At 69.0% G+C, this 22062-nt stretch carries 22 protein-coding genes and 1 tRNA gene; 9 read left to right on the forward strand and 14 right to left on the reverse strand.

Annotated elements, in window-relative coordinates; translation table 11 throughout:
- Nucleotides 1-13: 13 nt before the first annotated feature.
- The 3 genes from HRU81_09760 to HRU81_09770 form a co-directional block, all read right to left on the reverse strand.
- The gene (locus tag HRU81_09760) at nucleotides 14-2776 is read right to left on the reverse strand and encodes a decarboxylase (protein ID QOJ32368.1); all 2763 of its coding nucleotides are present in this window, start codon (nucleotides 2774-2776) and stop codon (nucleotides 14-16) included.
- 87 nt (nucleotides 2777-2863) lie between these two features.
- Nucleotides 2864-3859 (reverse strand): glutaminase A, encoded by a 996-nt coding sequence (glsA, locus tag HRU81_09765; GenBank protein QOJ33361.1) that lies wholly within the window; start codon nucleotides 3857-3859, stop codon nucleotides 2864-2866.
- A 52-nt stretch (nucleotides 3860-3911) separates the two neighbouring features.
- Nucleotides 3912-5150 (reverse strand): hypothetical protein, encoded by a 1239-nt coding sequence (locus tag HRU81_09770; GenBank protein ID QOJ32369.1) that lies wholly within the window; start codon nucleotides 5148-5150, stop codon nucleotides 3912-3914.
- A gap of 178 nt (nucleotides 5151-5328) precedes the next feature.
- On the opposite strand from HRU81_09770, the gene HRU81_09775 reads away from it, so the two are divergent.
- The 5 genes from HRU81_09775 (at nucleotide 5329) to HRU81_09795 (ending at nucleotide 9267) form a co-directional block, all read left to right on the forward strand.
- Nucleotides 5329-5961, forward strand: coding sequence for a TetR family transcriptional regulator (locus tag HRU81_09775; GenBank protein ID QOJ32370.1), 633 nt, complete (start codon nucleotides 5329-5331; stop codon nucleotides 5959-5961).
- Between the two features lie 66 nt (nucleotides 5962-6027).
- Nucleotides 6028-6180: a hypothetical protein gene (locus HRU81_09780; GenBank protein ID QOJ32371.1), complete on the forward strand. Its 153-nt coding sequence runs from the start codon at nucleotides 6028-6030 to the stop codon at nucleotides 6178-6180.
- A 13-nt stretch (nucleotides 6181-6193) separates the two neighbouring features.
- On the forward strand, nucleotides 6194-6742 hold the full coding sequence (locus tag HRU81_09785; protein ID QOJ32372.1) for a DUF3302 domain-containing protein: 549 nt from the start codon (nucleotides 6194-6196) through the stop codon (nucleotides 6740-6742).
- A 1-nt stretch (nucleotide 6743) separates the two neighbouring features.
- On the forward strand, nucleotides 6744-7880 hold the full coding sequence (locus HRU81_09790; protein ID QOJ32373.1) for an HlyD family secretion protein: 1137 nt from the start codon (nucleotides 6744-6746) through the stop codon (nucleotides 7878-7880).
- A gap of 4 nt (nucleotides 7881-7884) precedes the next feature.
- Nucleotides 7885-9267, forward strand: coding sequence for an efflux transporter outer membrane subunit (locus HRU81_09795; protein ID QOJ32374.1), 1383 nt, complete (start codon nucleotides 7885-7887; stop codon nucleotides 9265-9267).
- Between the two features lie 8 nt (nucleotides 9268-9275).
- Here HRU81_09795 and HRU81_09800 read toward each other — a convergent pair whose 3' ends face one another.
- Nucleotides 9276-10175, reverse strand: coding sequence for a polyphosphate kinase 2 family protein (locus HRU81_09800; protein ID QOJ32375.1), 900 nt, complete (start codon nucleotides 10173-10175; stop codon nucleotides 9276-9278).
- Nucleotides 10172-10486: a hypothetical protein gene (locus HRU81_09805; GenBank protein ID QOJ32376.1), complete on the reverse strand. Its 315-nt coding sequence runs from the start codon at nucleotides 10484-10486 to the stop codon at nucleotides 10172-10174. The genes HRU81_09800 and HRU81_09805 overlap by 4 nt, the downstream gene beginning before the upstream one ends.
- A gap of 94 nt (nucleotides 10487-10580) precedes the next feature.
- Here HRU81_09805 and HRU81_09810 point away from each other — a divergent pair, with 94 nt between their 5' ends.
- Nucleotides 10581-11621, forward strand: a complete 1041-nt coding sequence (locus HRU81_09810) for a DUF481 domain-containing protein (protein ID QOJ32377.1) — start codon at nucleotides 10581-10583, stop codon at nucleotides 11619-11621.
- Here the strand turns inward: HRU81_09810 and HRU81_09815 are convergent.
- The 7 genes from HRU81_09815 to HRU81_09845 form a co-directional block, all read right to left on the reverse strand.
- A complete protein-coding gene (locus tag HRU81_09815) occupies nucleotides 11618-12451 on the reverse strand; it encodes a hypothetical protein (GenBank protein QOJ32378.1) in 834 nt (277 codons plus the stop codon). The genes HRU81_09810 and HRU81_09815 overlap by 4 nt on opposite strands.
- Before the next feature lie 52 nt (nucleotides 12452-12503).
- Nucleotides 12504-13118 (reverse strand): aminoacyl-tRNA hydrolase, encoded by a 615-nt coding sequence (gene pth / locus HRU81_09820; GenBank protein ID QOJ32379.1) that lies wholly within the window; start codon nucleotides 13116-13118, stop codon nucleotides 12504-12506.
- A gap of 123 nt (nucleotides 13119-13241) precedes the next feature.
- A complete protein-coding gene (locus HRU81_09825; protein ID QOJ32380.1) occupies nucleotides 13242-13997 on the reverse strand; it encodes a 50S ribosomal protein L25/general stress protein Ctc in 756 nt (251 codons plus the stop codon).
- 547 nt (nucleotides 13998-14544) lie between these two features.
- Nucleotides 14545-15492: a ribose-phosphate pyrophosphokinase gene (locus tag HRU81_09830; protein ID QOJ33362.1), complete on the reverse strand. Its 948-nt coding sequence runs from the start codon at nucleotides 15490-15492 to the stop codon at nucleotides 14545-14547.
- Nucleotides 15493-15547: 55 nt separating this feature from the next.
- Nucleotides 15548-15622, reverse strand: a tRNA-Gln gene (locus HRU81_09835).
- A gap of 86 nt (nucleotides 15623-15708) precedes the next feature.
- Entirely contained in the window at nucleotides 15709-16386 is a 678-nt protein-coding gene (gene lolB / locus HRU81_09840) for an outer membrane lipoprotein LolB (GenBank protein ID QOJ32381.1), read from the reverse strand.
- 3 nt (nucleotides 16387-16389) lie between these two features.
- Nucleotides 16390-18093, reverse strand: a complete 1704-nt coding sequence (locus HRU81_09845) for a tetratricopeptide repeat protein (GenBank protein QOJ32382.1) — start codon at nucleotides 18091-18093, stop codon at nucleotides 16390-16392.
- A 57-nt stretch (nucleotides 18094-18150) separates the two neighbouring features.
- Here HRU81_09845 and prfA point away from each other — a divergent pair, with 57 nt between their 5' ends.
- The gene (prfA, locus tag HRU81_09850; GenBank protein QOJ32383.1) at nucleotides 18151-19242 is read left to right on the forward strand and encodes a peptide chain release factor 1; all 1092 of its coding nucleotides are present in this window, start codon (nucleotides 18151-18153) and stop codon (nucleotides 19240-19242) included.
- A 92-nt stretch (nucleotides 19243-19334) separates the two neighbouring features.
- Nucleotides 19335-20726, forward strand: coding sequence for an amidohydrolase family protein (locus HRU81_09855; GenBank protein ID QOJ32384.1), 1392 nt, complete (start codon nucleotides 19335-19337; stop codon nucleotides 20724-20726).
- Between the two features lie 66 nt (nucleotides 20727-20792).
- Here HRU81_09855 and HRU81_09860 read toward each other — a convergent pair whose 3' ends face one another.
- A complete protein-coding gene (locus HRU81_09860; protein ID QOJ32385.1) occupies nucleotides 20793-21131 on the reverse strand; it encodes a type II toxin-antitoxin system HicB family antitoxin in 339 nt (112 codons plus the stop codon).
- Complete coding sequence (locus HRU81_09865; protein ID QOJ33363.1) at nucleotides 21128-21322, reverse strand: type II toxin-antitoxin system HicA family toxin; 195 nt, start codon at nucleotides 21320-21322, stop codon at nucleotides 21128-21130. Before HRU81_09865 ends, HRU81_09860 begins: the two co-directional genes overlap by 4 nt.
- 145 nt (nucleotides 21323-21467) lie before the next feature.
- On the opposite strand from HRU81_09865, the gene HRU81_09870 reads away from it, so the two are divergent.
- Nucleotides 21468-22052 carry a LemA family protein gene (locus HRU81_09870; protein QOJ32386.1) on the forward strand — a complete coding sequence of 195 codons (585 nt, stop codon included), beginning with the start codon at nucleotides 21468-21470 and terminating at the stop codon, nucleotides 22050-22052.
- Nucleotides 22053-22062: the final 10 nt, after the last annotated feature.

Below are 22062 nucleotides of genomic sequence, written 5' to 3' on the forward strand. Positions count from 1 at the left end.
GCAGCTCCCTGGCTCAGGCCTTCCTGCGTCGGCCCGGCAGGGCGCCGGTCTTCAGCAGGCGCAGTCCCCGGGCCGCGTGGTAGCCGTGGATCTCCTTGACGTCGAGCTTGCGCATGAACTCGATGGTGTCCGGGGTGATCACCTGGCCCGGCACCATGATGGGAAATCCCGGCGGGTAGGGAATGACGAAATCGGCGGCCACCAGTTCGGGTCCCTTCTTCAGCCGCTGCTCCATGTCCTTCGAGTCGATGGGCAGGTGCTCGCAGTTCTCCATGCGGTATGCCATGAAGAACGCCTCGCGCATGTGGCCCTCGGCGGTGGCGCTCTTCGGATCCTCGCGGAACGCGCCCTGGAAGCGGCTGAAGTTCGGCAGCTCCGGCACGTCCTCCATGAGGGCCTTCACCCGTGTCGCGAATCCGCTGCGGGCAGCCTCGCCGCCCTGGCGCAGCCGGTCGTCGATCTCCCTGGCGATGTCCCCCAGCACCTTGACGAGGTGGGCGACGTCGCTGCGGGTGTTGTTGATATTGGTCTGGACGAGGATGCTGTTGCGCGAGGTCTTGTTGATCTGGATGTCGTAGCGCTCGGCCAGCAGCCCCTTGAACGCCGTGCCATCGTAGCCGGCCGTCCCGCAAACCAGCGTGAGCCGCGTCGGGTCCAGGGCAAACTCGTCACGCGTCCAGGCATCGAGGAGGCGCGCGCGGCTGCCGCGACCAGCCTCGTAGTCCTCGATGCCCGATTCCCGGTATTGCGCCGGCACCATTTCCGCCGGCGTGAGGATACGGAAGTACCTGGAAATCAGCGGGTGGGTGTTGACCTCGCGGCGCAGGCGCAGCGCCAGGTCCGTGGCACGGATCACCAGCTCGTAGCCCTCCAGCTCCATCTGCCGGCGCGCCACGTCCAGCGAGGCGATGATCTGCAGGTTCGGCGAGGTCGAGGTATGGGTGAAGAAAGCCTCCTCGAACGCGCCCTCGATGTCGGCGAAATCCTCGTCGTGCACCAGGATCATGGAACCCTGGCGCAGCGCGGACATGGACTTGTGCGTGGATTGCGTCCCGTAGGCGCGAACCCGGGCCTTGTCCGGGTCCGGCAGCAGGCGCATGTCGAGGAGCCGCGGGTCGGCCGGGTCGAGGTCGCCGGCCTGCGCGCGGAAGGCGGCGTACTCCTCGCGGTAGGCGGGGCTCTGCAGCCGCTCCTTCAGGGCCGCCGCGGCGTGCATGGCGGTACGCAGGCGATGGAAGGGCGAGAAGCGGGCAAAGCCGAACCAGGCTTCGTCCCAGAGGAACACCAGGTCCGGCTTGATCGCCAGGCATTCTTCCATCACCCGCAGCGGGTTGTACATGTGCCCGTCGAAGGTGCAGTTGGTGAGATCCACCAGCCGTGCCCGGTCGAGCTTGCCCTCCGCCTTGAGGTCGAGCAGCGCCTTCTTGATCGAACGCAGGGGCACCGCACCGTACATCGAGTAGGCCGTCATCGGGTAGGCCTCGAGGTACAGCGGCTGGGCGCCGGAGAGCACCATGCCGTAGTGATGCGACTTGTGGCAGTTGCGGTCGATGAGGACGATGTCGCCCGGCGCCAGCAGGGCCTGCAGCACGATCTTGTTGGAGGTCGAGGTGCCGTTGGTGACGAAATAGGCGCGGCGCGCGCCAAAGGCCCGGGCCGCCATCTCCTGGGCGCGCTTGATGTTGCCGGTGGGCTCCAGCAGGCTGTCGAGCCCGCCGGTGGTGGCCGAGGACTCCGCCAGGAACAGGTTGATGCCGTAGAAGTGGCCCATGTCGCGGATCCAGTGGGAGCGGAACACGGACTTGCCGCGGGCCACGGGCAGGGCGTGGAAGGTGCCCACCGGCTTCTGGCTGTAGCGCTTGAGGTTGTCGAAGTAAGGCGTCTCGTAACGATCGCCGACACCGTCGAGGATGGAGAGATGCAGCTCCATCAGCTCCTCCACGCCGTAGAAGATCCGCCGCAGGCATCCGGCCTCGGGACGCCCCGCCAGTGTCTCTGCACCGCGCTCGGTGAGCAGGTACAGGTCCAGCTCCGGGCGCAGCGTCTTCAGCACCCTGGCGAGCTTCAGCCCGTAATCACGCAGGTCCACGGCCGCGGCATCGAACGGCATGGCGCGGTCGAGCAGGTCACGCAGCTCGGGCCAGTCGCGCCTCGAGCGGAAGGCAAAGCCATCGCCGATGACGATTGCCTGCAGCTCCGGATTGACCAGCACCGCGACGATCGCGTCCTCGAAGGAGCCGGCCTGCACCAGCTCGTACGTGAACGGGTCGTCGACCCGCCGCAGGCGGCGGATCTCCCGGCGCATCTCCTCGTATTGCGCCGGGTCCGTGGCGCTCACGCTCAGCACTTCGAAGTAGGGTCGTCGCCTCTCGTCCGCCTCCGCCGCCGGGGGCAGGTAGTCACCCAGCCCGGTGTCCGGCTCAGCTTCCGGGTCCCAGGAAGCGGCCTCGTGGCGGAAAGAGCCCGACGACAGCGCGGCATTGAGCCGCTGAGCCAGCGCCGCGAAGGTTCCGGCCTCGTCGCCTGCCAGGCTGTCGGTCAGCGCGCGGTGCAGCCGCGGCCCGGGGAAAGCGCAGAATTCATCGAGTTCGGCCACGGTGGCCAGCGCTGCCCTGACATCGGTCACCAGCTGCCCGGCGGCTTCGCCGCGCCGCGCGGCTGCCGCCCAGGCCCTGGCCACCACGGCCAGACGGGCCCAGTGGTCATGCCGCAGGTCGGGGATCGAGAAGCCCTGCTGGAATGCCGGGGCACCATGCGTGCCTTGCGGAGTGTTCATCGGCCTTGCATCCCGCCGCTGCCCGGCGTTGTCGTTCGTTACGGCCTCGAGGGTGCGCAACCGCTGCCGCACCCCGGGCACGGACGCTCAGTTCGGGTTCGGGCCAAACACACCCACGCCCAGTTCGCCGGCGATATCGCGGATGGCATGCAGCGAGCGCACGCTGTTCCCCGCGGCGTTGAGCCGGGGCGAGAAGGCGGCGATCGCCATGCGACCCGGCACCACCGCGACGATGCCGCCACCGACGCCGGTCTTGGCCGGCAGGCCGGCCGTGTACATCCACTCGCCTGACTCGTCGTAGAAGCCCGCCGTGGCCATGATCGCCAGCAGCTCCGGCACATCCTCGGACTTCATGACGCGCTTCTTTGTCTGCGGGTTGACGCCAAGGTTCGCCAGCGTGGCGCCCATCATCGCCAGGTCCCGGGCGCTGACCCCGATCGAGCACTGCCGCGTGTACACCCGCATGGCCTCTTCCGGATCGCTGTAGAGGCGCCCGTAGTTGAACAGCAGGTTGGCAATGGCCCGGTTGCCGAAGGCGGTCGTGTACTCGGATTCGTACACGTCCTCCAGCACCGTGAGCGGCGTTCCGGCGAAGTCGCTGATGTTGCCGAGGATCCTGTTCCAGCGATCGGCTTCGGAGGAAGCCTGCACCAGGCTCACCGCGGCGATGGCGCCGGCGTTCACCAGGGGATTCACCGAACGCTTGTCCTTGTAGAGCTCGATGGCCAGGCGCGAATTGAACGGCAGGCCGGTCGGCTCGACGCCGATCTTCTCGTCGAGCACCTGCGGGCCCTGCTGGGTCATGACCAGAGCGGCGGTGAACGGCTTGGAGACCGACTGGATGGAGAACTTGTAGTCGACGTCACCGGCGGCGTAGAGCTTGCCGTCCCTGGTGGCGATGACGACGCCGAAAAGCTCGCTGGGTGTCTTCGTCAGGATGGGGATGTAGTCGGCGTTATTGCCTTCGCGGAGATCCTTGTACTTCGCGTGGGCGGCGTCCACGACCCGCTGCAGCTGCTTCGGGGACGGATCGGCGGCATTGACGCTGGCACAACCGAGCGTCACCAGGCCCAGCGCCGCCATGATCGTTGTTGCTGTTTTCACCTGCGTTGCTCCCTTGCGGTGGTGCTCCAGCTCAGAGCTTCGTGCCGAAGTTGTACTTGAAGCTGACCTGTATGCGCGTGTCGTCGTTGTCGGCACCGCCGAAGTCCTCGCGCTGGCCCCACAGCAGCTCCGCCCCGACCATGACGTTCTCCACCGGGTAATAGAGCAGGTTCGCGGACGCATAGGAACCCTTCTCGAAGGTGTCCGCGGTCTGGCCGGCGGTGTTGTCCACCTCGGTGTAGGAGTAGCCGGCGGAGCTGCTGAAGCGGTCGTTCCACCAGTGGTCGTAGTACAGAGAGAGGCCCGTCAGCTGCACCGCTTCGATCTGCGTGCCGCCGGGAAGCTGGCCGGCGACCAGGCCGCGGTCGGGCCCGGCATCCATGCCGCCGTCGTTCATGTAGCTGGCGATGCCGTCGCCGAAGACGATGCCGGCACGGATGGCATCACGCTCCAGCACGTTGATGACGCTCGTCAGGTCGATGCCCCAGCCGGTGTCGTGGTCATCGTAGATGACGCCCAGGTCCTCGGCCGGTCCCGGGTCCTTGTCGCCGATGACCTCGGCGCCGATCCAGCGCAGGATGCCGGCCAGCTGCACATGGCCCCAGTCACCCTTCATGCGGTACTGGACGGTCAGGTCGGGGTACTCCTGGTCGCCCTGGACGCCCGGGAAGTCCGCCGCCTCGCGGTACTGGCCCGGGTCGATGTCGTTGCTCGGGTTCTCCAGGGCCACGGCGAGGCTGCTTCGCTCGTTGGCGATGGGCGTCCAGCGGATCTGCGGCGTGCGCAGGAACACCATGCCGGCCGGGCCCCAGTAGTCGATGGTGTTGGGGAAGATGTCGATGTCCATGAACAGCGAATGCGTCTGGCCGGCGAGGAACTGGCCGAACTCGCCATAGGCGTGCCGCAGCCGGATCGTCGTCTTGCCGGCATCCTCGCCGACGCCGAACATGTCGAACTCGAACCGGGTGTTGATCGGCCCCCCGGAGGTGGGCACGCTCGCCTTCACGCCCAGGCGGGTCTGCTTGACGCTGAAGGAGGCCTGGCCGTCGTCGCCGAACGCGTCCTTGTCGGTGGGAATGCGCGAGGGTCGCAGGGCGTCTTCCCAGTCAGGATCCACGCGGCCGAAGTCCTGGATGTAATCGAGCTGGGCGAAGCCGTAGACCTCGAAGGACTTCTCGTTGTCCGCCGCGCAAGCAGGCATGGCAGCCAGCGCCAGCAGCACGCCGAGGCCGATACCGCCAGCACGCCGACGGAATTGTTTCAGGCTCATGTGGGTCTCCATGCGGGATGACGGGCAAGACACCGGCGGCTCACGGGCAGCAACAGCGAATGCCCGGCCGCCGCAGGCAGCGTGGCTAACTTGCGCTGCAAAAAACCTCCAGACAAGTGGTTTTTTCTTGACGGCTCCGCGCGCCGTCATGAACATGCATCCCCGGGGGGAGGCACCGATGCCGGACGATCGCATGCTGGGCTCCATCGAAGACAGGTTTGCCGGCGTCGGGCGCACGCCCAAGGGATGTCGCGCGCGGCGCACCATATTCCGTGCGACCGTGGCCACCGTCGCCGAGGTCGGCCTGCGCGACACCTCGCTCGAGCAGATCGCCGGCCGGGCCGGACTGACCCAGGCGGCGTTACGCCACTATTTCGCCACCCGGGAAGAACTGCTGAGCGATTTCTTCACCAGCGCCACCGAATGGCTGCAGGAACAGGTCGGCGGCTTCCTCAAGCGCAAGGACCTGTCCCCGCGCGAGCGGCTGGAGCGCTGCATCGGCTGGCACCTGGAGTACATGGAGTCCGTGGACACGGCGTTCTGGCTGGAGGCCTCGGCCTACTGGCTGCGCCAGCCGCAGCGCCGGCAGACGCGGGACCGCTGGCTGGTGGCGAACTACGCGGCGGTCATCGGCGAACTCAGGCCCACGCTGGACGCCCGCGAGCGGCAACGCCGGGGCTATTGCGTCCTCACCCTGGTCCTCGGTGCCTGGATCACCCACGGGAAAGGCAGCGCCGTGCTGCCATCGGGCCCGGCCACCGAGCGGCGCCAGCTGCTGCTCGATGCCGCCATGGGCCTGGCCCTGCGCTGAAGAATCTCCAGTGGACGTTGCAGCATTCGCGGTGGCAGGCTATGCCGACCAACCGGAGACCTGCCCATGCTCACCCGACTCCTGACCGCATTTGCCATGGTCGCGCTGGCCATCGGCGCATTCAGCGCCTACACCGACAGCCGCTTCGGCATGATGGCCTTGCTGGGCCTGGCCGCCGTCGCGGCTGCGATCCCCGTCTTCATGGAACCGCGCAAGTGACCGGATGCCGGGGATGAGCACGCATCGCGCCTCGCGACTGGCAGCCGCAGCCGCGCTGGGCCTGGCGAGCGGCGCCGCCCGGGCGTCATTCCTCTCCGGCGAAGCGCTCGACCAGGCGGCCGACGTCATCGCCGTGGTGGTGATCATCATCGTGCCCATCATCGCGGTGACGGTCTTCTGGCTGGTGCATATCCTGCCGGAGAAGGTCGCGGAGAAGCGCGAGCACCCGCAGAAGGATGCCATCAAGGTGCTGTGCCTGCTGTCGCTGGTGTTCGGCGGCATGCTCTGGCCCTTCGCCTGGATCCTCGCCTACACGAAGCCGGTGCTCCACAAGCTGGCCTACGGCCGGGACCGCCACGACGACTACTACCGGCACCTGGCCGGGCAGGACGGCGCGGAGGCGGGTGAACTCGTCGGCGATGTCAGCCGGTTGCGCCGCGAGATCGACAACCTGACGGCCCGCGGCAGGGTACCGGAGGAGCTGATCGACCTGCGCAGCCGGCTGGCCGACCTCGAATCGCGGCTGCCCGTGCCGGCGCCGCCCAAGGGGGAGCAGACCTGACATGGAAGTCCTGCTGCTCGCCATCTACAGCTTCTTCGTCTGGCTGTTCTGCATCAAGCTGAAGTGGATCCCCTGGACGCCCACCACCCAGGTGACGGTGGTCATCATCCCCATCGTCGGCCTGGCGGTGCTGATCCTGCTGCTCAATGCCAACGCCCCTTCATCGGCCGACGTGCGGGTCATCAAGTACGTCGTGCAGGTGATCCCGCAGGTGCGCGGCCGGGTCATCGAGGTGCCCGCCGAGGGCAACCACCCGATGAAGAAGGGCGACGTGCTGTTCCGCATCGACCCCACGCCCTACCAGCTGGACGTCAAGGCGCTGGAAGCGCAGCTGGCGCAGTCGGAAGGCTCGGCGAACGAATTGCGCGAGCAGCTCAAGGTGGCCAAGGGCAACACGGCGGCCATCCGCTCGCAGATCGGCCTGACGCGGCTGCGGGTGAAGCAGCACCAGGAGCTCACCGCCACCGGCGCCGGCAACCGCTTCGACCTGGAGAAGGCCGAGGCGGATCTCGCCAACCTCGAGGGCCAGCTGGCCTCGGCGGTCGCCAACGAGGCGCGGGCCCAGGCGCAGCTCGCCGCCGTGGTGGACGGCGACCTGGCCTCGGTGGCCACCATCAAGGCCAACCTGGCGAAGGCGAAATGGGAGCTGTCGCAGACGGTGATGGTCGCCCCCGCCAATGGCACCGCCATCAACGTGCAGCTGCGGCCGGGGTCCTTCGTGGTGGGCATGCCCTTCGCGCCGGCCATGAGCTTCGTCGAGGACGAGTATCAGGTGATCGCGCTGTACCAGCAGAACGAGCTGTTCCAGGTGCAGCCGGGCGACGAGGCCGAGATCGCGCTGCCGACTTATCCGGGACGCATCATCAAGGCAAAAGTGGAGTCCATCGTATGGGCCCAGGGGCAGGGCCAGCTGGCGGTATCGGGCACGCTGCCGACCACCGGCCCGGCACCGCTGCCGCCCGGCCGCTTCGCCGTGAAGCTCGACATCGAACCGCGGGACCGCGAGCTGTTCCTGGCCGCCGGGGCCGTGGGCTCGGCGGCCATCTACACCGAACACTTCGAGGCCGTGCACATCATCCGCAAGGTCATCCTGCGGGTCGGTTCGTATACCAACTACCTCATCCTCAAGCTGCACTGAGACGATGAAGACCCGGGCGCTGCTGCTGGCGCTGGCTGCCGTGACGATCACGGCCGGCTGCGCCCTGAAGAAACCACCGGAGCGCGCCGAGGTGCAGCGGCAGGCCCTGCCCGGCACCGCGACGCCGGGGGCCTGGCAGTCGCGCGGTGCATCCTCCCTGGCCGTGGAAGACGGCTGGCTGGCGAGATTCGGCGATCCGCGGCTCGACGCACTGGTTGCCGAGGCCATCGCCCACAACCCCGACCTGCAGGTCGCCGCGGCGCGCGTCGAGCAGGCCTCGGCCTACGTCGAGGCGGCCGGCGCCGCGCTGTACCCCCAGGTTTCCGCCATCGGCAACATCTCCGGCAAGAACACCAGCAGCGGCACCCTGGACTTCGGCGGCGTGTTCGCCTCCTGGGAGCTGGACCTCTGGGGCCGCGTGCGCGCCGGCCGCGAGGCGGCGCGGGAGCAGCTGCTCTCGGCGCAGCTGTCGGAGGCCTACGCGCGCCAGTCGCTGGCGGCGATGGTGGCACGGGCCTGGTTCCTCGCCATCGAGGCACGGCAGCAGAAGGCGCTGGCCGACGAGATGACCGGCGCCGCCGGCCAGCTCGCCGCGCTGGCACGCGACCGGCTGCGGATCGGCATCGGCAACGACTACGATGTCTCGGTCGCCGAGGCCTCGCTGGCCACCTATCGCGATGCCGCCGAGCAGATCGACCTCTCCTTCCGCCAGTCGGTGCAGGCACTGGAAACCCTCGTCGGCCGCTATCCGGGCACGGAGCTGGAGGTGGCGGCAGCGCTGCCGTCGCTGCCGGGCCCGGTGCCGGCAGGCCTGCCTTCGGATCTGCTCGAACGCCGGCCCGACGTGGTGGCGGCGGAGCGGCGCGTGGCGGCAGCCTTTTTCCGCGTGCAGGAAGCCAAGGCCGCGCGATTGCCGAGCATTTCGCTGACCGGCAGTTTTTCCAGCCTGTCCAGCGACCTGGTCGTGCTCAAGGAGCGTGACGACCCGGTGTGGGGTTTCGGCGGGCGCGCCGTGGTGCCGCTCTACCTCGGCGGCGCGCTGCAGGCCCAGGTCGCGGTGCGCACCGCGGAGCAAAAGCAGGCCGTGGCGGAGTACGGGCGCGCCGGTGCCAACGCCTTCGCCGATGTCGAGAAAGCCCTGTCGGCGGGATTCGCCCTAGGCAACCGCAAGCCGCTGCTGGAGCAGGCGGTGGCCGAGAACCGCCGCGCGCTGGACCTGGCCGAGGTGCGCTACCGCGTCGGTGCCGACGACCTGCGGGCGGTGGACCAGCAGCAGCTGCGGCTTTTCAGCGCGCGCAGCGCGCTGCTGCGGGTGCAGAGCGAGGAGCTGGTGCAGCGGGTCAACCTGCACCTGGCGCTCGGCGGCGGCTTCGCCGCCGGCAGCTGACGGCCGCCCTACTCGCGCGCGAGGCTGGCCTTCGCGGCCAGCAGCTGCCTGCGTGCGCCGGCCGTCACCACCGGGTAGTGCAGCCTGAGGCCGGCCATGGCATCGACCACCGCCGCCGCCACCGCGAGGCGCGTGAACCACTTGTTGTCCGCCGGGATCACGTACCAGGGCGCGTGCTTCGAGGCCGTGTGGCGGATGGCGTCCTCGTAGGCCTCCTGGTACGCGCTCCAGTGGGCTCGCTCCGCCACGTCGCCGGCGGAAAATTTCCAGTTCTTGGCCGGATTGTCCAGCCGCTCCATGAAACGGCGCTTCTGCTCGGCCTTCGACACGTGCAGGAAGAACTTCAGCACCAGGATGCCGTTGCGCACCAGGTAGCGCTCGTAGCCGGCGATGTCCTCGTAGCGCTGCTTCCAGATCTTCTTCGTCACCAGCGAGGGGTGCAGCTTCTGCCGCTGCAGCAGCTGCTGGTGGACCCTCACCACCAGCACCTCCTCGTAGTAGGAGCGGTTGAAGATGCCGATCTGCCCGCGGGCCGGAACGTGGCGCATGTAGCGCCAGAGGTAGTCGTGGTCCAGCTCCTCGCTGGACGGCACCTTGAAGGAAGTGACGTTGCAGCCCTGGGGATTGATGCCGGAGGTGACGTGCTTGATGGTGCCGTCCTTGCCCGCCGCATCCATGGCCTGGAACACCAGCAGCAGCGCCCAGTGGTCCTGCGCGTAGAGCATGTCCTGCTGCTCGGCCAGCCACTGCACGCCCCGCTCCAGCATCTCCTTCGCCTCGTCCTTGTCCGCGGACTTCAGTCCGGCGGTATCGGCGGGATCCATGTCCCCGAGGCGGAACCCCTTGCCGCGGGTGATGCGGTAGGGCTCGACGAAGCGCGCGATGCGCCTGAGCTGGCCCTGCCTCATGGACCCCTGCCGCCGCGCGCCTGCAACTCGTCGATGCGCGCGATGATGCCATCGGTGATGGTCTTCACTTCAGCGGTGCCGATCCGCTCGGCTGCCTTGTTGACCGAGCTGTAGGTGGCCTGGAGCAGGCTGCGCAGCTTGCGAAAGCCGATGGGATTCTTCGTCCCGCAGACGCTCTCGTCACCCTGCAGGATGCGGTCGATGACACCGGGCTCGCGCAGGGTGAGCTGGCAGGCGACCGACAGGCGCAACAGCTCTTCGCCGATGCCGTCGAGATGGCGCTTCCAGGCCGGGTGCTTGCTGTCCGTCATGTATTGTCCTCCTCCGGGGCCACGGCTAACTTAGCACAGCGCGCCGCGCCCCGGCCGCGCGGACATCGCCTTGCAAGCCCGGAGACCGCCTGCCATGTGTTACCCCATCTCCTCCCGCCAGGCTCCATTGGCTCTCGCCCTGCTGCTGGCCAGCGGCGCGGCGCTCGCCGACAAGACCGACATAGTGGAACTGCTCAACGGCGACCGCGTCACCTGCGAGATCAAGCAATTGCAGCGAGGCCGGCTCAAGGTCAGCACCGACAGCATGGGCACGATCGAAATCGAGTGGAAGGACATCGCGCGCGTGACCAGCAAGGAACTTTATGTCGCCGAGCTGGAAGACGGCACGCGCGTGGATGGCACGCTGGTGGCCAACCCCGGGGAGCGGCAACTGCTGCTGGACCATGATGGCGAACGCCATGCCGTCGACATGGCTGCCGTGATCTGGCTCGACCCCCTCAAGCTCGACGAGGTCATCATCAAGCGCTGGGATGGCTCGATCAGCGTGGGCTTCGACACCACCAAGGCCAACCATGACACCTCGATCACCGCCAGCTTCGACGCCCGCCGGCGCGCCGAGGACTTCCTGCTCAACTTCGCCGGCTCCGTCTACTCCCGCTCGCAGGACGACGTCGAGGACAGCCTGCGCGCCAGCTTCAGCGCCGTTTACAAGGGCCTGCTGGAAGATCGCTGGTACTGGGCCGGGCTGGGCGGCATCGACCGCAACGATGAGCTCGGCATCGACATGCGCGCCCTGGCCGGCGCCGGCATGGGCCGCTTCCTGGTGCAGAGCGGGCGCTCGCTGTGGTCGCTGACCGGCGGCCTCGACGCGATCAACGAGCAGCGCGCCGGCGAGGAAAGCAACGAGAGCAACATCGAGGTCTTCCTCAACACCGACTTCGAATTCTTCACCTACGACACGCCGAAGACCACCCTGACGACAGGCCTCACCATCTACCCGAGCCTCACGGAGAGCGGCCGCGTGCGCTCCGACCTCAGCTTCTCCTGGCGGCAGGAGCTGATCACCGACCTGTTCGTCGAACTGAGCCTGTACGATTCCTACGACAGCGACCCACCGGCAGAAGGCGAAAAGAACGACTACGGCATCGTCACCAGCCTCGGCTACACCTTCTAGCCGGCGCCCGGGCGCGGCGCCATGCGGTAGAGCGCATCGAGCAGCTCGTGGCAGACCACGAGCTCGCGCTGCTGCGGCTGCCAGGCGGCTTCGGCGCGACCGCAGCGGCGGAACACCACCGTCGCCGCCGCCGGCAGGCGGAACAGTTCCTGCACGCGCGCCACCAGCCCTTCGGCCAGCTCCGCACGGCGCAGCGCGTCGACGATGCGTCCGGTGGTGAGCGTAGGTACCGGTTCATAGCGGATCTCCAGCGCCGCGCCCGCCGGCTCTCCCGGCTTGCGGCCGTAGCTGGCAACGAGCCAGTCGATGCCGCGGCTGGCGCGGGCGAACTCGCTGCCACAACCGGCCGCACGCGCCGGCGGCATGCCGATGTGTTCGGGAAGGCCCGCGTAGGTGGCCGGATCGGCGCCGTAGAGCAGGCAGGCGATCTGGTAGAAGCGCTGGATGGTCAGCGCGTGGGTGTCCCAGTAGGGAACCGGCGCGCCGAGTTCCGTGCCGCGGCTCCAGGCCCGGCGCTGCGCATCGGCGGCGGCCAGCAGGTACTCGCCGTTGCGGGCATTGCGCGCCGGGTCACGCTGCCCGGCGCGGATCAGGGCGGCGGCAGCCAGGTAGTCGGCGGCGTTCTCTTCGGGACCGAGCACCGGCACCTGCAGTTCACCGATGACCAGGTGCGCCAGCTCGTGGGCCAGCAGGAACTGGACATTGCCGAGCACGAAGGTCGCCGCGGCGGGGCTCAGCGCATCGTTGCCGGCCGCCGCTGCCCGGGCCGCCTCCGGCACCGCGCCCGCCATGACCAGCAGCGCGACCACCGCGGCAAGGACCGACCGCATGCCGGCACCAGCCGCGCGTATCCGTGTCGCTGTCGCGCGGCGCGCCATGGCGCTAGCCTGCGGGCCCGAGGCCGGCATCGCGGGGTGTCGCCGTGTGAAGCCAGGTGACGGCACGCTGGAAGCCCTGCGCCAGCCAGGTTTCCAGGGCGCGCTGCGCTTCCGTCATGGCATCCTCGATCAGCGCGCGCTCGTCGCGCCCGGGGGCGTGCAGCACGTAGTCGGCGACTTCATCCTTGTGGCCGGGGTGGCCGACACCCAGGCGCAGGCGCAGGAAATCCGCACCGCAGTGGGCGATGATGTCGCGCAGGCCATTGTTGCCGCCGTGGCCGCCGCCGGCCTTCAGCCGGGCGGTGCCCGGTGGCAGGTCGACCTCGTCGTGCACCACCAGCACCGCGGCGGGCGGGATCTGGTAGTAGTCCATCACGCGGCGCACGCACTGGCCGCTGCGGTTCATGAAGGTGCCGGGTTTCACCAGCCGCAGCGGATGGCCGGCGCAATTTACCTGGCAGACGCTGCCCGAGAACCGGGGTTCCTCGCGGAAACTGCCGCCGCAGGCTGCGGCCAGCCGGTCGACGAACCAGAAGCCGGCGTTGTGCCGGTCGCCGGCGTGCTTCGGCCCGGGGTTGCCGAGGCCGAAGATGACGGTGGGCAGCGGGTCGGTGCTCATGCGGGCTCCGGTGAATGCCGCCGAGTCTGTCGCGGCCGCCATGAAAAGAAAAGCCGCGCGGGGGCGCGGCTGGCACGGCACGCGACGGTGCCGGCGTCCGCGAAGACGCCGGCACCGACTCGCTTACTTCTTTTCCTTGCCCTTGGCTTCCTTGGCTGCCGGAGCCGCAGCCTTGGCGGGAGCCGCCCCAGGCTTGGCCGCCGCGCCAGGAGCCGCGGCAGCGCCACCTTCGGCCGGTGCCGCGGCGCCTTCGGCCACCGCGCCCTCGGCCGTGGCCGCAGCCGCCTCCTCGACTTCCTCGCGCACGGTGTGGATGGAGACGACGGGACGGTCGTTCTCCACGCCGGCGGCAAGGGCGAGGATCTCCACGCCCTCGGGCAGCAGGATGTCGGAGAGGTGCAGGTTCTTGTTGAGATCCAGCTCGGCGACGTCGAGCGTCAGGAACTCGGGCAGGTGCTTCGGCAGGCAGGAGATCTCCACCTCGGTCATGAGGTGCTGGATCACGCCGCCGCCTTCCTTCACGCCCCTGGCGCTGGCCTGGTTGAGGAAGTGCAGCGGGATCGTCATGCGGATCTTCTCGGTGGCGAGGACGCGCTGCAGGTCGAGGTGCACGATGGCGCGCCGCGCGGGATGCACCTGGATGCCCTTGACGATCGCCTGGAGATGCTCGCCGCCGAGGTTGACGTCGAGGATGCTGGAGAAGAACGCTTCCTGTTCGGCGTTACGCAGCAGCTCGTTGTTGTCCATCATCACGGGCGCCGGCTGCTGGCCGCCACCGTAGAGGATGCCGGGAACCTTGCCGGTCCGACGCAGGCGGCGGCTCGCACCTTTCCCTGCACCTTCCCGGGGCTCCGCAGCGAGTGAGAATCGCTTGGCCATGTGGTTGCTCCTGTTGGGATTTCCGGTTTCGTCGGCGCCCCGGCCTGCGACCGGCCCGGGCACCCCCCGAAGGGGGCGGCATCATAGCCCAGACTTGGGTGCTGCGGCCAATGTCCCGGAGCTGGGCCTTTGGGCTTGGGCTTGGACAGAGACAGGAATGGCTGCCGCGAGGGGCAGCCGGGGGGAGGCCCGCTCGCTACCGCTACGCCGCACATCCCTGTGCGGCTCCGCTGCATGTCGGGCTCGCTTTCGCTGTCCCTGCGTCGCTCGCCCTCCAAGCCGCTCGGGGCCTCCCCCCGGCTGCCCCCGACCGTCATGCCGGCGGAGATGCGCGCTGCGTCGCCATTGGCGGCGGGAATTCACGCCGATGCGGACAGGGCGGGTGGCGGGGAGGTCCGGCGGGGCTTGTGGAACCAGCGGAGCAGGATGCGGAGCGCAGCGGAACAAAGAGCGAGCGAAGGGCAGGATGCCCGCAGCGAGCGTCCCCGCCGGAGCTCCCCGTCACCCGGCCCACGCGGGGCTCGCGGGCCAAGCGAACCGTAGACCGTCAGTCGACGTAGAGGGAGCTCACCGACTCGTCGAGGCAGATGCGCCGCACGGTTTCCCCGAGCAGCTCGGCGACGCCGAGCTGGCGGATGCGCGAGCAGGCCGCTGCCGCCGGGCCCAGCGGGATGGTGTCGGTCACCACCAGCTCGTCGAGCACCGAGGCGCTGATGCGCTCCACCGCCTTCCCCGAGAGGATCGGGTGCGTCACGTAGGCCAGCACCCGGGTGGCGCCATGATCCTTCAGGGCCTTCGCCGCCTGGCAGAGCGTGCCCGCCGTATCCACCATGTCGTCGATCAGCACGCAGGTCTTGCCCGCCACCTCGCCGATGATGTTCATCACCTCCGAGACGTTCGGCTGCGGGCGCCGCTTGTCGATGATCGCCAGGTCCGCATTGTCGATGCGCTTGGCGAAGGCCCGCGCGCGCACCACGCCACCCACGTCCGGCGACACCACCACCAGGTCGTTGTACTTCTGCCGCCACAGGTCGCCCAGCAGCACCGGCGAGGAATACACGTTGTCCACGGGCTGCGAGAAAAAGCCCTGGATCTGGTCGGCGTGCAGGTCCACCGTCAGCACGCGGTGGATGCCCGCCTCCGCCACCATGCCCGCCACCAGCCGCGCCGTGATCGGCACCCGCGCGGCGCGGGTGCGGCGGTCCTGGCGCGAGTAGCCCATGTAGGGCATCACCGCGGTGATGCGTGCCGCCGAGGCGCGCCGGCAGGCATCGGCCACCACCAGCAGTTCCATGAGGTTGTCGTTCACCGGCGGGCAGGTCGATTGCACGATGTAGACGTCGCGGCCGCGGATGTTGTCGAGGATCTCGACGTTGATCTCGCCGTCGGAGAAGCGGCCGACGTGGGCCTTGGCGAGCGGCTGCATCAGGTGCCGGGCCATGCGCTGCGCCAGCCCCGGGTTGGAGTTGCCCGCGATGATGGCCATGTTCGGCAGCAGGTTGCGGCTCTCAGCGTTCACGCGATGCCTCGGACGACGCCAGTGATCGATGTGGCTGGGGTGGCAGGATTCGAACCTGCGAATGGCGGGATCAAAACCCGCTGCCTTACCGCTTGGCTACACCCCATTCGATGGTGGGGAAGTTCCCCGCGCAACAGGCGCGCGTATTGTCGGGGCGCCCTCCGGGGCTGTCAAACCAGCCGCGGCGACAGGCTAATCCGCCGCCGCGGGTGCGTCACCGAGGCAATCGGCATCGAGGCACCAGCGGTCGATCACCACCCGCAACCGGGCATGCGCGCCCTCCAGCGTCAGCCTCGCCGGCATCTCGATGCCGGCCGCGTCCTCGTAGCGCTGGTAGCTGACGGTCCAGCCGCCCTGCTCGAGTCGGACGAGTTCGCCCCGCGGCGAGAACTCGCGGCTCGCCGGCAGGGCGGGATCCGCCAGGCCGAGCAGCCACCAGCGCGTGCTGGAGGCGGGGAACGGCCAGCCGAGTTGCTCGCCGAGAAAGGCCTCGGCCGCTTCGGGGCCACGCCACTCCTGGCGGGATTGGCCATTGCGGCTGGTGACGACCACCCCCTGCGGGTCCCAGCGGATTTCCCAGGCGCCGGCGCCGAAGGGTCCGCTGACACGGATGCGCGCGTCGGCACCGGCCTGGCGCCAGGACAGGTCACCCTGGCCGCCAGCGCCTTCCGACTTGATGGCGATGCGCCCGCGCGCCTGCCAGTCGGCCAGCGCCGCGACGTGGGCATCACGCGCCGCCCAGTCGACCGCCGTCCCGGCAACCGGAGAGAGGGTGGTGCAGCCGCCGAGCGTGGCGAGCGCCGCGAGCGCGACCCACGCCAGGGCCGGCCACAGTCCACGGGGCGGCGCCGCCAGCGCGCGGGGATGCATGGGCTAGTCGGCGAAGCGCTGCATGGTATCGCGCAGGGTCTTGTTGTCCGGCGCGGCCTGCAGGGCCTCATCCCACAGCCTGCGTGCGGCATCATGCTCGCCCTGCTTCCACATCACCTCGCCGAGATGTGCCGCCACCTCGGGATCGGGCAGGCGCGAATAGGCCAGATCCAGGACGCTGCGTGCGTCCACGGGCTTGCCCTGCCGGTACAGCACCCAGCCATAGCTGTCGAGGATGGCGGGGTCCCCCGGCTGCCGTTCCAGGGCGCGGCGGATCAGCCGGTAGGCATCGGCCGTGCGGCCGCCGTGGTTGAGCAGGGTGTAGCCATAGGCGTTCAGGGCCATGGCGCTGTCGGGGAACAGCGCCGCGGCAGCCGCCATGTCGGCCAGCGCCGGCTTCGTCTCGCCCATCTGCTCGAGCAGCGTACCGCGCGCCAGGCGCAGCTCGGCGTCATCGGGCTGGTAGCGCAGGATGCCATCGAGTTCCGCGCGCGCCTGCGCCAGCTTGCCCTGCTTCTGCAGGATGGTCGCGCGGCGACGCGCAGCCGGGAAAGCCAGCTCGGGATGGCGTTGCGCCAGGGCATCGAGCAATTGCAGGGCGCCCGCCACGTCGCCACGCGCCACTGCGATCCGCGCCAGCGTGTCGCGCGAGAGCAGCAGGTAGGGGCCGCCGTCGATGCGCGCGAGCATCTGGATGGCGGTATCCAGCTGCTCCTGGTGCAGCGCGATTTCGGCCAGGTGGAAATAGCTCTCGTCGCCGTACTCGTCGTTGGACACCAGGCCGCTGAACTGCTCCCAGGCCTCCTTGAAGTCATCGGTCTCCAGGCTGACGAGCCCGTGCAGGCGACGCAGCGCCGGCTGGTCGCCGTAGCGCGACTCGATCCCGGTCAGCGCGGCCAGCGCCTCGTCGTTGCGTCCCGCCGACGCCAGCAGGCCCGCGTACTCGAGCTCGCTGTCCACGCCCGGGCGTGTCGCCAGCTGCTCCCTGGCCTGAGCGAGGGCGGCATCGGTGTCGCCACGGGCCAGCAGCGCGCGGCCGATGACGAGCTGGGCCCCGGCATCGGTCGGCCAGGCGATGTCCGGATCGATGGCGGCGCGGGCCGAGTACAGGGCGAGGTCGATGTCCCGCGACCGCAGCGCCGCAGCGGCCAGGGCCGTCTGCAGCGCCGGCAGCGGCGGCGCCCGTGCCGCCAGCCGCGTCCAGACCCGGGTCACGCCCTCGAGGTTGGCTTCTTCGCCGAGCTCACCGGCGAGCAGCTGGTAATCCGCATCGCTGCGCCGGTCGGCCGGGCCCAGTGCCGCCTCGGCCTGGGTTGCCGCGCCCTCCACGTCATTGCGCCGGACCAGCAACCGCGCCAGGTAGATCCGGGCGGAGGCATCCGCGGGCGCGAGGGCGGACCAGCGGCGCGCGGCGCGCAGGGCATAGCTGTCGAAGCCGTAGCGGAAGGCGAACTCCGCGGCGCGCTGGCTCTCCTCCGGGCCGGCGCTGCGCTCGGCGGCGTTGAGATACTCCTCCGCGGCCACCGGCGCGATGCCGCGCTGGGCGGCGATCTCCGCCATGAGCATGTGGTAGCCGGCGCCGGGGACCTCGGCCTCGGGCTGCGGCGCCGTGGTACTGGTGGTGGCACAGCCGCCGAGCAGCAGCGGCGCGAGGGCCGCCAGGGCGACGAGGGGCAGCAGGGCGGGAAGCAGGCCGGTGGTGCGCATCTGCATAGATTGAAGATAATAGCGCGCCTTCCACCGGCGCTGCGCCGGAAAGATCCCATGCAGAAGAGCATCCTCCACAAGCTGGAACACATGGCCGGGCGCTTCGACGAAATCGGCGCCCTGCTCGCCGACCCGGCCGTCATCGGCGACCAGCCGCGATTCCGCGAGCTCTCGAAGGAGTATGCCCAGCTGCAGCCCATCGTGAAGCTCTACGGCGGCTGGTGCCAGGCGCTGGCCGATGCCACGGCCGCCGCCGAGATGCAGCAGGACGGTGACGCGGCCTTGCGCGCGCTCGGCGAGGACGAAGCCAGGGCGGCGGCGGAGCGCCAGGCCGGGCTCGAGCTGGCGATCCGCCAGCAGCTGGTGCCGAAGGATCCCCACGACCAGAGCAACATCTACCTGGAGATCCGCGCCGCCGCAGGCGGCGACGAAGCCGCCCTCTTCGCCGGCGAACTGTTCCGCATGTATGCACGCTACGCCGAGCGCGAGGGATGGAAGGTCGAGATCATGAGCTCCAGCGCCAGCGACAAGGGCGGCTTCAAGGAGATCATCAGCCGCATCGTCGGCCAGGGCGCCTACTCGCGGCTGAAATTCGAGTCGGGAGCGCACCGCGTGCAGCGCGTTCCCGAGACCGAGGCCCAGGGCCGCATCCACACCTCGACCTGCACCGTGGCGGTGCTGCCGGAGATCGAGGAGATCGAGGAGATCCGCATCAACCCGGCCGACATCCGCGAGGACACCTACCGCTCCTCCGGCGCGGGCGGCCAGCACGTCAACAAGACCGACTCGGCGGTGCGCCTCACCCACCTGCCGACCGGCATCGTCGTCGAGTGCCAGGACGAACGCTCGCAGCACAAGAACCGGGCACGGGCCCGCGCCCTGCTGCAGGCGCGGCTGCTGGACATGGAACGGCAGAAGCAGCAAAACGCGCAGGCGGCGCAGCGCAGGAGCCTGGTGGGCACCGGCGACCGCTCCGAACGCATCCGCACCTACAACTTCCCGCAGGGGCGGCTCACCGACCACCGCATCAACCTGACGATCTACAGGCTGGTCGATGTCATCGAAGGCGACCTCGATCCGGTCATCCAGCCGCTGGCCCAGGAGTACCAGGCCGAGCTGCTCGCCTCGCTGGAAGCCGCCGGCGCCTGATTGCCCGCGCTGTGACAATCCGCCACAGGCTGGCGATTCCCCGCGCCGCCGGACTTTGCAAGAATCCGGCGACATCATCAGGAGGGCTTCCCATGAGCGTATCCCCCACCCGCCGGCTGCGCGGCCTGCTGCCCCTGCTGTCCTGCGCGCTGTCCCTCGTGGCGATGCCGGCGATGCCGCAGGGCCGCCCCGGCGGTCCGCAGGCGAAGCCCGACCACTACGTGCTGGTGCATGCCGGCACGCTGCTCGCGGTGCCGCGCCAGAAGCCGCAGAGCCAGATGACGGTGATCGTGAAGAACGAGCGCATCGCCGGCGTCGCCAGGGGCTTCCTCACCAGTGTCCCGGACGCGCCCGCGGGCGCCGTCGTGGAGATCGTCGATCTCTCCGACCGCTTTGTGCTGCCGGGCATGATGGACGCCCACGTGCACCTCGCCATGGAGACCAGCTTCGGCCGCCACCGTGCCGAGCGCGGTGACCGCAACCCGCCGACCGGGGCCGAGCGCGCGGTCAACGCCATCGAGTACTCGCGGCGCACGCTGGCCGCGGGCTTCACCACCGTGCGCGACGTCGGCTCTGATGACCAGTCGGTCTTCGCGGTGCGCAATGCCATCAATGCCGGGCGCATGCTCGGCCCGCGCATCCTCGTTTCCGGCGGCGCGCTGGCCGCCACCGGCGGCCACGCCGACGGCCTGCCGCTCGACGCCACCGGCGACCCGCAGAAGCGCCTCGAGGACGGCACCTGCGACGGCCCCTACGAGTGCCGCCGCGCCGTGCGTTATGCCTACAAGCTCGGCGCCGACGTCATCAAGTTCACCGCCACCGGCGGCTTCAGCGGCAACACCGGCACCGAACCGGAGATGTTTCCCGACGAGATGGAGGCCATCGTCTCCACCGCGCACATCCTCGGCATGAAGGTTGCCGTGCATGCCTACTCGCCCGTGGCCATCCGCCAGGCCGTCGCCGCCGGGGTCGACTCCATCGAGCACGGCTTCCTGCTCGACGACGAGGGCATCAGGATGATGAAGACCAAGGGCACCTGGCTGGTGCCGACGCTCTCGGCCAGCTACCCGCCGCCGATCTTCCGCGTGCCGAACCCCGAATCGGTGCGCCTGCGCAACGAATACAAGGCCTTCGAGCGCGCCTACGCCGCCGGCGTGAACATCGCCTTCGGCACCGATGCCGGCACCTTCACCCACGGCGACAACGCCAAGGAGTTCGAGCTGATGGTGAAGTTCGGCATGCCGCCGATGGAAGCGATCTACTGCGCCACCCTGTCCACCGCCCGGCTCTTCGGCCTCGACAGGGAAGCCGGCAGCATCGAGATCGGCAAGGTCGCCGACCTCGTGGCCGTGAAGGCCAGCCCGCTGGACGACATCACGCAGCTGCGCCACGTCGACTTCGTCATGAAGAGCGGCCGGGTGGCGAAGAAGGACGGTGCGATGACCGAGCCCTTCACCTACCCGCCGGTGGCGGTGTCATTCTGAGCGGGGGGTGGCGCGCTGGCGCGGCGCGACGGCCCACAAGGGGCCCATGCGCCGCGCGAAGTCCGGTCAGCGGGCCAGCCGCTTTTCCAGGACTTCGGCAACATAGTTGTTCAGGCTCTTTCCTTCCTTGAGGGCAGCGAGTGCAAGCCGCTCGTGCAAACCGGCCCCCAGCCGCAGATTGAACTTTCCCGAATATTTTCTTCCAGCCATTCCTTCCGGAAGTTCCTCGTGCTGGGCCCTGGCCCGGTCCACCCACTCGTCGATGACCTGGCAAAGCTCGGCAAAAACCTTCTGCTCGTCCCTGCCGTGAACGCCGCCGAGCATCAATTCCGGACACCGGCCGACATAACAGCCGTCTTCCTCCGACCACTCGACGATCTTGACGTAGCGATCCGACCTCTTCATTCCGACACCTGGCGCAATGCCTGCATAACCGCCTTCTCCTGATACGGCTTGGCGTCACCACCGGGCTTGCCACTGACGGTAATCCGGGTGCCCTTGGGATGCCTGAAATTGCGATGACTGCCCTTGCCACCACAGTCGACGAACCCGGCCGCCGTGAGCCTGCTGATCAGTTCCCGAACTTTCGGCGGCATTTTCATATAGTACCATCATGGTACCGATACGTGCAGCCCTGTCCGGCCACCCGCAGGAGAAATCCCGGCTGAGCAGCACGCCACATCCGGCCAGCAGCACCGGACGTATACTGCCGCCGGGGTCCTGTTCGCCGGAGGAATGTCCATGTGGCTGGTCATCGTCGTGCTGCTCGTGGTCCTCGTGCTCTACCTGGTCGGCATCTACAACCGGCTGGTCACGGCACGCAACGGCGCGAAGAATGCCTTTGCGCAGATCGACGTGCAGCTCACCCGGCGCCATGACCTGGTGCCGAACCTGGTCGAGGTGGCCAAGGGGTACCTGCAGCACGAGCGCAACACGCTCGAGGCCGTCATCCAGGCGCGCAACCAGGCGGTCTCGGGGCTGAAGGCGGCGGCGGCCAATCCCGCCAGCGCCGGGGCGATGGCGGTACTCGCCGGAGCCGAGAACCAGCTGAGCAGCGCGCTCGGGCGCCTGTTTGCGCTGGCCGAGGCCTACCCGGACCTCAAGGCCAACCAGACCATGATGCAGCTGACGGAGGAGCTGACCTCCACCGAGAACAAGGTGGCCTTCGCCCGCCAGGCCTTCAACGACGCGGTCATGGGCTACAACAACACGCGGGAAGTGTTTCCCAACAACTTCATCGCCGCCAACTTCGACTTCACGCCGATGCAGCTGCTGGAGATCGAGGACGCCGCGAAGCGCGAGGCGCCCCGGGTCAGCTTCGGCTGACGTCCAGCCC

This window comes from Gammaproteobacteria bacterium (assembly GCA_015709695.1).
Lineage (GTDB): Bacteria > Pseudomonadota > Gammaproteobacteria > Steroidobacterales.